Annotated in this window: 6 protein-coding genes; all 6 read right to left on the reverse strand. The window is 42.8% G+C overall.

All coding sequences use genetic code 11. The features are described 5' to 3' along the window. On the reverse strand, positions 1-1,968 hold a 1,968-nt coding region (locus tag AC1DWN_RS24060), incomplete at its 3' end, for a DNA topoisomerase 3 (RefSeq protein WP_477561426.1). 48 nt (positions 1,969-2,016) lie between these two features. Beyond that, positions 2,017-3,153, reverse strand: a complete 1,137-nt coding sequence (locus tag AC1DWN_RS24065; protein ID WP_477561427.1) for a hypothetical protein — start codon at positions 3,151-3,153, stop codon at positions 2,017-2,019. 50 nt (positions 3,154-3,203) lie between these two features. Further along, a complete protein-coding gene (locus AC1DWN_RS24070; RefSeq protein WP_477561428.1) occupies positions 3,204-3,524 on the reverse strand; it encodes a hypothetical protein in 321 nt (106 codons plus the stop codon). Between the two features lie 115 nt (positions 3,525-3,639). Continuing rightward, a complete protein-coding gene (locus AC1DWN_RS24075) occupies positions 3,640-5,127 on the reverse strand; it encodes a glutamate synthase subunit beta (protein WP_477561429.1) in 1,488 nt (495 codons plus the stop codon). 246 nt (positions 5,128-5,373) lie between these two features. Further along, a complete protein-coding gene (locus AC1DWN_RS24080; RefSeq protein WP_477561430.1) occupies positions 5,374-5,865 on the reverse strand; it encodes a dihydrofolate reductase in 492 nt (163 codons plus the stop codon). Between the two features lie 29 nt (positions 5,866-5,894). Continuing rightward, complete coding sequence (locus AC1DWN_RS24085; protein ID WP_477561431.1) at positions 5,895-6,854, reverse strand: thymidylate synthase; 960 nt, start codon at positions 6,852-6,854, stop codon at positions 5,895-5,897. Positions 6,855-6,987 lie beyond the last annotated feature (133 nt).

A 6,987-nucleotide genomic window follows, 5' to 3' on the forward strand; every position in this document is an offset into this window, starting at 1 on the left:
CCGCTCTGTAGTGGCAGTTGATTTAGCCTTCACAGTGCGACTGCGAGTCGGAGACGCTTTAGCAGCTGCCGAACTGCCTCGCTCTTTTCCTGATTTCCCCGATTCTGACGCTTCACTTTCAAATGATGTTTTAGCGGCTCGAGATTGTACACGAACCTTGTCCACAATCATCGTTGCAAATTTCTTTACATTTTCCATGAATGCACCGTCGGAAGCAGTTCCCCTCGATATTTCAGTCAAGCGACGCTCCCAAAGTCCCGTCATTTCTGGCGATGTTAAAAGCTCGATACCAGCTCCGCGAATTAATTCAATAGCGGTACGGCCTTTTTGTGCAATTTGAATTTTTTTGCCTTGCATCTCAACATATCCAACATTTTTTAATCGCTCGATAGTCGCAGCGCGCGTTGCCGGGGTTCCGAGTCCTGAGTCCTTCATCGCGTCGCGCACATCTTCATCCTCAATCTGTTTTCCCGCGCTTTCCATCGCCTTCAGTAATGTTCCTTCTGTATAATGCTTTGGAGGCTGCGTATCTTTTTCCTTCACGACAGCATCCGTGCATGTGATACCTTCCTGCGCATCAATGGAGAATGGCTCGCTTACCTCGATTTCCTCATCCTCTATGCTCTCCGAATCCTTGCTTTTAGAAGACTTTGCCTTATCTTTCTTCTGATCAGCATATATAACCTTCCAGCCTAAGCTAATCAGCTCTTTCACCGTTGTTTTGAAACTTTCATTTTCCACTTCGGTCAGCACCGTATGCACTTTATATTCCGCTGGTGCATAGAACTGCGATAAGAATCGTCTAACAATTAGATCATATAACTTCTGTTCATCTGGACTAAGTCCATTAGCCTTACGATTGGTTGGCAAAATCGCATGATGATCCTCGACCTTAGATGGATTACAGATGAACTTATTCCCTTTGTGAACAAGACTTCTGTTTGCGCCCTTCACTAGATCGTCATAGATCGTACCTTGCAGAGCGGACAATGTTTTGTGCATTTCCGGAATATTCTGCTCCGTCACATAGTTGGAGTTTGTCCTCGGATACGATATAACCTTATGTTTCTCATACAGCGCCTGTGCGGTATCTAGCGTTTTCTTTGCAGAAAATGAATATTTTCCGTTCGCTTCACGCTGCAGTAAGGTGAGATCGTACAGCTTGAAAGGAAATTCCTTCGTATCCTTTACATCGTAGGAGGCAATCTGTCCGGGCTTCCCCTTCACCTTAGCAGCAAGTGCCTCCACTTTAGCTTGATCAGTCATTCGCTCCCCTTGCCACATCCCCCGATAAGACATTTCATTCTGTATAAAATGTCCTTCCAGGTCAAAAAACTTTAACGAAGAGAACGCTTCGATCTGTTTCTGTCGATCATATATAAGAGCAAGTACGGGTGTCTGTACTCTTCCGACTGACAGAAGCACATTATGTTTGGTCGTAAAAGCACGTGAGCCATTCATACCAATCAGCCAATCTGCTTCGCTTCGAGCTGTAGCCGCTCTGGTTAGATTCTCATAATCAGCACCTTCTCTAAGCTCTGCAAACCCTTTTCTAATCGTTTCTGGAGTCAAGTCAGAAATCCATAGCCGCTTAACTGGTTGTCGCAGTTTAAGATGACGCTGAATGAGTGAGAAGATGTATTGTCCCTCTCTCCCAGCATCACAGGAGTTGACAAGCATATTGCTTCGTTTTGCTAACTCCCCTATTACTTTCAACTGATCAATCGTCTTCACGTTAGGAACAAGCTTGAATTGATCGGGAATAATCGGAAGATCATTGATGTTCCATTTCTTATAACGATCATCATATGCGTCTGGTTCAGCGAGACCAATCAAATGCCCAATCGCCCAAGTAATAATATACTGTTCACCTTCAATATAGGAACGGTGATTTTTCGCTTTGGGATCAATCGCGGCAGCTATATTGCGTCCCATGTCTGGTTTCTCCGCAATTATGAGTGTCTTCAAAAGATGATCGCTCCTTCACTAAGCACAAATCCAAAATTTATCTTTTTATTATGGTGTTTCTATTTTATTAAGTATCGTAGTAAATATCGAACGAACACCATCGGACCATTTGGGATCCTCTGCGTATTTCCGATTAATCCATGTAATAGGATCTACTTCTGTTGGACGACCCTTACTTAAATTAACGATTGTTCGTGATGCTATCTCTGCCGACTCTTGAATGGTCGTATTATAATCCTTCCAACTATGAAACACATTGAATGGATTGTTGGCGATTTGCTTCGACTGCTTATTCGTTTTTGGAACAAATGCTTGCTCCTGACCAGTAATAGCAAATAATAATACAGGATGTATATCAAAATTCTTTGCAGCTCCCACTATTGCGTCGAAATAGGGCTTGTCCGCAAGTAGAGACGATCTCGATTCCAAAAAACGAATAAGCTTCTCCTCATCGATTGGTTGATAACGAAGCTGTGATGGTAGACCATCCTCAGCAACTTTAATCGGCTGTACTGGTTTCATGACAACTGGAATTTGCATCTTATTTAATATCGGCTTACTTAAAGACCAACCATATAATAAGGTAGCAAGTACTACACAGACGCTAAGCGCACTATACATAGTAACTACTGATCTCTGCTTACGCTTCGCTTGTATGGATGCAGAATTCGGAAGCTTAATAACCTCTGCTAAAATGGTAGCATCCTGTTCCGCGAGCAACGTTACTGATTCATGCTTTAATAAGTCTCGGAGCTGCGCCCACTGACTATTATTAATATCACTGCTAAGTGCGGGTTCAACATCCAAATCTGAAGAAAGCTCGTTGAACAAACGATGAAGCACTGATTTAGGACAGCTTATTCGGAGCTGTTCTTCCACCCATGCATGAAGAGGCTCATACACACCTTCAGTAGTGTGCCCAAGTGATAAGCATACTCTGAAAATATCATCCGCTTTAACCGGTCTTTGATGCTCAAGTACAGCTGTTCGGATGAGACTCGTTGTAATTGAACGCTTCAGACCGTCTTCAAAGTTAGGCAATTGCTTATGGATGATGCGGTTTACGGCATCTGCTACGATTTCTGCTCGTTTCTCATGAGGCATTGCAGCATATTTATGCTGTACATAAGCTCGGATATTACGAACGTCTATTGGTGACAGAACATATGCTTCTTCGGCTGGCATCACGAATCGCTCCTTCGCGTCAACTCACACCGATTTTACCACAACTTTCCTTATTTTGTGGAGCTTAGTTTTTGAATGCTCAATTGAATAGACGGCTGCATGATAAAAGCAGTAATTTGCTCCTTCTCGCCAACCGTAAACTGATATTCACAATCACAATCTTCATCCTGCGGAACCATCTGTGCGATTGTGCCGTCAAGCGTACAAATGACTAGAGCTGTAAAACTAATAAAATCATCTGGAACCGCATGTCCCGGTGCTAACTCGCAGCGAAGAACAATATCAATCCATTGATCATCTCGCCGTTCGATCCTCGGTTTAAAGGATTGAAACTTTAACTCAATAACTCGTTCTAATTCATATTTAATCATAGGTATCCTCCTGCTCCAAAACATTATTATACCTTATTTAAGCAAAAAAAGCGCCCGTAGGCGCTCTTTTTTCCTGCATATTTTACTCTCATAACCTAGGATGTATCCTCACTAGTTAAGGCAACATCGAGGAACCCATCAAATATTTATCAACCTCACGAGCCGCTTCACGGCCTTCGTTGATTGCCCATACAACTAAGCTCTGACCGCGACGCATGTCGCCCGCAGCAAACACTTTTTCAACATTTGTGTTGTACTTCCCATAGGTTGCCTTCACGTTTGTACGGCGATCCTGTTCAAGACCTAGCTGATTAATAATCATATTTTCTGGACCTTCAAATCCTACTGCAATAAAGACTAGATCTGCAGGCCATACTTTTGCAGTACCTGGAATTTCACTATATATTTTACGGCCTGTCTCATCAACTGTCCGTTTAATCTGTACCGTATGAAGCTCCTTCAGTTTGCCATTTCCATCTCCGACAAATTTCTTAGTCAGTACAGAAAATGCACGAGGGTCTTCACCAAACAATGCTTTCGCTTCTTCTTGTGCATAATCGAGCGTATACACATTCGGGAATTGCGGCCAAGGGTTTTGCGAGTTATCACGTACAAGAGGCGCTTTTGCGTGTGTACCAAATTGAGTGACTGTTTTACAGCCGTGACGCAGTGCAGTAGCTACGCAATCTGTACCTGTATCTCCGCCGCCAATAACGATAACGTCCTTGTCTTTTGCAGAAATATAGTTGCCATCTTCCAAATTGGAATCCAAGTAGCTTTTGATTGTGCCATTCAAATAGTCCATCGCCATGTGTACGCCGTCTAGTTCACGGCCTTCCATTTCGACGTCGCGCGCTTTCGTTGAACCTCCACAAAGCACTACCGCGTCAAATTGTTCGACTAGTTCCTTCGCTGTAATATCTTTGCCGATCTCCGTATTAATTACGAACTCAACGCCTTCCGCTGCCAAAAGGTCAACGCGGCGCTGAACAACATGCTTCTCTAGCTTCATCGTAGGTATGCCGTAAGTAAGTAATCCGCCAATCCGATCAGCACGTTCGTATACCGTTACTGTGTGGCCAGCTTTGTTTAACTGTGCCGCAGTAGCCATTCCAGCAGGTCCAGAGCCAACAACTGCAACTCTCTTACCTGTGCGTAGTTTAGGCGGCTGAGGAACTACCCATCCTTCATCAAATCCACGATCTATAATAGCTTGTTCGATCGTTTTTATTGTAACGGAGTCACCAATTAGACCAACCGTACAAGAACCTTCACATGGAGCTGGACATACACGACCGGTAAATTCAGGAAAGTTGTTCGTTTTATGCAGACGATCAAGCGCTTCACGCCATAACCCGCGATAAATTAAATTGTTCCATTCAGGTATTAAGTTATTGACCGGACAGCCAGACACTGTGCCCCCAATCTCAATGCCTGTATGACAATAAGGTGTGCCGCAATCCATGCAGCGAGCTCCTTGCGTCCTCAACTGCTCATCAGAAAAATGTTTGTGAAACTCTTGCCAGTCTTTAATACGTTCCAGCGGGTCGCGATCCGCCGGCAATTCGCGTTGGTATTCCATAAAACCAGTAGGTGTAGACATGATCGCAGCTCCTCCATCCAAAATCCCCGTTTACCCTTATAAAAAACTTCTCTTTCAAATATATCGGGAATCCATCTCATATTCAATATCAAACTTCATCAGCATAAAGTAAAAAAAACGAGTCACTCATAAACTATTTTACAACATCCTAGCATTTCTACTCTGTAGACGTTAATGGATTATCCGTACAATCATTTGCACTTTGTTACATATCGTTCGTCAAATGTATAATTTAGTGAATGAAAGTTAGCTAGAATGCCTAATGAAAGTTTGAAATGTAAAAGAATATGCATTTTTCTCATCACTTGGTCTGTACGTACTTTCCACAAGCTTCCACTCTGCTGCTGAGAAGATAGGAAAGAATGCGTCACCGCCCGCGATTTCTACATCTACTGCCGTTAGTAATATTGTGTCTGCGTAAGGAAGAAATTGTTCGTAAATCTCTGCTCCGCCCATAATGAACAAGTCATCTTCTTTATAAAGACTTAGAGCATCCTGCATGGAATGGACAATCTCGCAACCCTCCTGCTTAAAATCAAGCTGCCTGGTTAGAATGACATTCTTACGATCTTTTAGCGGCCTGGGAAGTGAATCAAATGTTTTACGACCCATCAAAACGGTATTGCCCGTAGTCTTTTTTGTGAAAAAAGCCATTTCTGCGGGCAGGCGCCATGGCATTTGATTACCGATCCCGATCGTCCGATTGCGATCCATCGCTCCAATTAATGTGATAGACATTGAAGACCAATCCTCTCAATAAATTTGTATTAAACGGCTACCGGTGCTTTAATACCCGGATGAGGATTGTATTGTTCTATGGTTAGATCATCGACATCAAAGTCGAAAATCGACTTTTTGTCAGCGTTAAGCTTCAATTGAGGCAATGCTCTCATTTCTCGTGACAATTGTGTCTCGATTTGATCTAAATGATTTGTATAAATATGTGCATCACCTAATGTATGCACGAAATCCCCTACCTCAAGTCCACATTCATGTGCAACCATATGGGTCAACAAGGCATAGCTGGCGATATTAAAAGGGATACCAAGAAAAATATCAGCACTGCGCTGATAAAGCTGACAGGAAAGCTTGCCGTTTGTTACGTAAAACTGAAACATCGTGTGGCATGGCGGCAAAGCCATATTACTTGGCACATCCTCTGGATTCCAAGCGGAAACAATTAGTCTCCTTGAATCAGGATTGCTTTTGATTGTCTCAATTACATCCTTCAACTGATCAATCGTATCTCCTTGCGAAGTTTTCCAATCACGCCATTGCTTACCGTATACATTGCCTAGCTCACCGAATTCAGCCGCGAAAGAGTCGTCTGTAAGCACATTTTGCTTAAACAACTCCATTTGCTCCTCATACAGAAGTTTAAAGGCTTCATCCTGTTGAGAACGCAAGCCGAAGTTTGTCATATCCGGTCCTTTATAAGATGAGCTTTCCACCCATTTTTTGAATGCCCATTCATTCCAAATGTTATTATTATTTTGAAGAAGATAACGTATATTCGTATCCCCTTGGATAAACCAAATCAACTCGCTTGCAACTAAACGAAAAGGTACACGCTTCGTTGTAAGCAACGGAAATCCCTCATTTAAATCGAATCGCATCTGATATCCAAATGTCGAAATGGTACCTGTCCCTGTACGGTCTTCCTTCTTTGTTCCATGCTCTAATACATATTTCAACAGTTGCAAATAAGCCTGTTCACTGTTACTCATGCCGATACATCCTCCTGACTAGCTGTCACCGATACATTAATTAAAATAACAATTATTATATCATTATTTCTGATCCCTGTCCTGCTTCCGTTTCTTTCTAAGCGTATGTCTCTCAGGCGCAGATGCATTCAGC

Source organism: Paenibacillus sp. P4_A7 (genome assembly GCF_056402455.1).

What these genes read in the sequence shown, in the direction of transcription:
- AC1DWN_RS24065 (WP_477561427.1), bottom strand. Translation starts at nt 3,153, where the DNA reads ATGCCAGCCGAAGAAGCATATGTTCTGTCACCAATAGACGTTCGTAAT.
- AC1DWN_RS24070 (WP_477561428.1), bottom strand. Translation starts at nt 3,524, where the DNA reads ATGATTAAATATGAATTAGAACGAGTTATTGAGTTAAAGTTTCAATCC.
- AC1DWN_RS24075 (WP_477561429.1), bottom strand. Translation starts at nt 5,127, where the DNA reads ATGTCTACACCTACTGGTTTTATGGAATACCAACGCGAATTGCCGGCG.
- AC1DWN_RS24080 (WP_477561430.1), bottom strand. Translation starts at nt 5,865, where the DNA reads ATGTCTATCACATTAATTGGAGCGATGGATCGCAATCGGACGATCGGG.
- AC1DWN_RS24085 (WP_477561431.1), bottom strand. Translation starts at nt 6,854, where the DNA reads ATGAGTAACAGTGAACAGGCTTATTTGCAACTGTTGAAATATGTATTA.